This is a genomic window from Streptomyces poriferorum (assembly GCF_019399235.1).
GTDB lineage: Bacteria > Actinomycetota > Actinomycetes > Streptomycetales > Streptomycetaceae > Streptomyces > Streptomyces poriferorum.
In genome coordinates, this window is record NZ_JAELVH010000547.1 from 1 (window position 1) to 1358 (window position 1358).

Annotated in this window: 3 pseudogenes; 1 reads left to right on the forward strand and 2 read right to left on the reverse strand. The window is 75.3% G+C overall.

Annotation, left to right across the window (positions count from 1 at the left end):
• Both JGS39_RS39495 and JGS39_RS39500 read right to left on the reverse strand, forming a co-directional pair.
• A pseudogene (locus JGS39_RS39495) lies at positions 1-188 on the reverse strand (hypothetical protein); the annotation flags it as partial.
• Positions 185-927 (reverse strand): annotated as a pseudogene (locus tag JGS39_RS39500) (MerR family transcriptional regulator). The pseudogenes JGS39_RS39495 and JGS39_RS39500, both read right to left, overlap by 4 nt.
• 231 nt (positions 928-1158) lie before the next feature.
• On the opposite strand from JGS39_RS39500, the pseudogene JGS39_RS39505 reads away from it, so the two are divergent.
• Positions 1159-1358, forward strand: a pseudogene (locus tag JGS39_RS39505) (TetR family transcriptional regulator); the annotation flags it as partial.

The window sequence follows — 1358 nt, forward strand, 5'->3', positions numbered from 1 at the left end:
CTTCCGGCCCGCCACAAGCGCCCCAGGACGACGGCCTCCAGGACGACACCCAGCAGGACCGCCCCCTCCGCACCTGCCAGCACCGCGCCGGGTATCCGCACCCCGGCCACCAGGCACACGCCCACCGCGAGTTCGGCGGGCAGCACGGCCACGGCCACGAGCCGCGCAGCCTTCACTCCTCCCGTCACCGGGCCCTCCCCCTCATCCGTTCCGTCAGCGCCACCATCACCCTGCGCACCACCTCGGCCTGCGCGGGCGGGTAGTCCGCCAGCAGGGCCGCCCCGAACCCCGTCACGGCCGGTCCCTCGGCAGGGACCGCAGCCAGCACCTCGTCCGGCACGAGGGCGGCCATCCTGGCGGCCAGCGGCGCGACGCGCGGATCGTCCGGGGGCGCCCCGTCGAGCGCGTCGAGCTCCTCGTACAGCGCGAGCACCGCCGGATCCCCGGCCAGCTTCCGCAGCACGCCGTAGACCTCGCTGCCGCCGCCGCCCGCCGTGTCCAGCAACGCCAGATGCTCCCGGTCCCTGCCGCGGTGGGCGAATCGGTGACGGGCCCGGCGGCCAGCAGCTCGGCCAGGGCGGGCGACACGGGCCCGACCCCGGTCAGCGGCGCCTCCATCAACTGGGCAAGCCGCAGCCGCCGCTCCCCGATCTCCCGCTCCTGCCGCGCCAGATCGGCGTCCAGCTCACGCAGTACGTCCCCGAGCGGCCGCCCGGCGTCGCCGGCGAGGACCTTGCGCACCTCGTCCAGGCCGAGCCCCAGCTCGGTGAGCCGCCGGATCCGGGCGAGCAGCACGGCGTCGCGCACGCTGTACGAGCGGTAGCCGTTCGGCCGGCGGGCAGGCTCGGCCAGCAGGCCGATCCGGTGGTAGTGCCGCACGGCCCTGGGGGTGAGCCCGATGAGTGCGGCGATCTCTCCGATGCGCATGGGGCCAGTAGAAACCCTGACGCTGCGGCAAGGTCAAGGCGCCGGGCCCCTGCGCTGCGGCGCACCCGCGCCATCTCGTACGATCGCGCCTTCGGCCCCGCATCCCGAGCCCGCAGGAAGAGGAGGTCCGTCATCACCGGTCCCACGGCCCGGCCTGCCACCGAACGCGCCCACCAGATCCTTGCCGCGGCGCGCACCCTGCTGGAGCGGGAGGGCCCGGACGCTCTCACGATGCGCCGCCTCGCCGGAAGCGTGGGTCTGACGGCGCCCTCGCTCTACAAGCACTTCCCGGACAAGTCCTCCGTGGTGCACGCCCTGGCCGACGCGATGCTCCGGGAGACCACCGACGTGCTCGAAGCGGCCGAGTCCGCGGCCCCCGGCTCCTTCTCCGCCCTGGCCACCGCCTACCGCACCCACGCCCTGGCCCACCC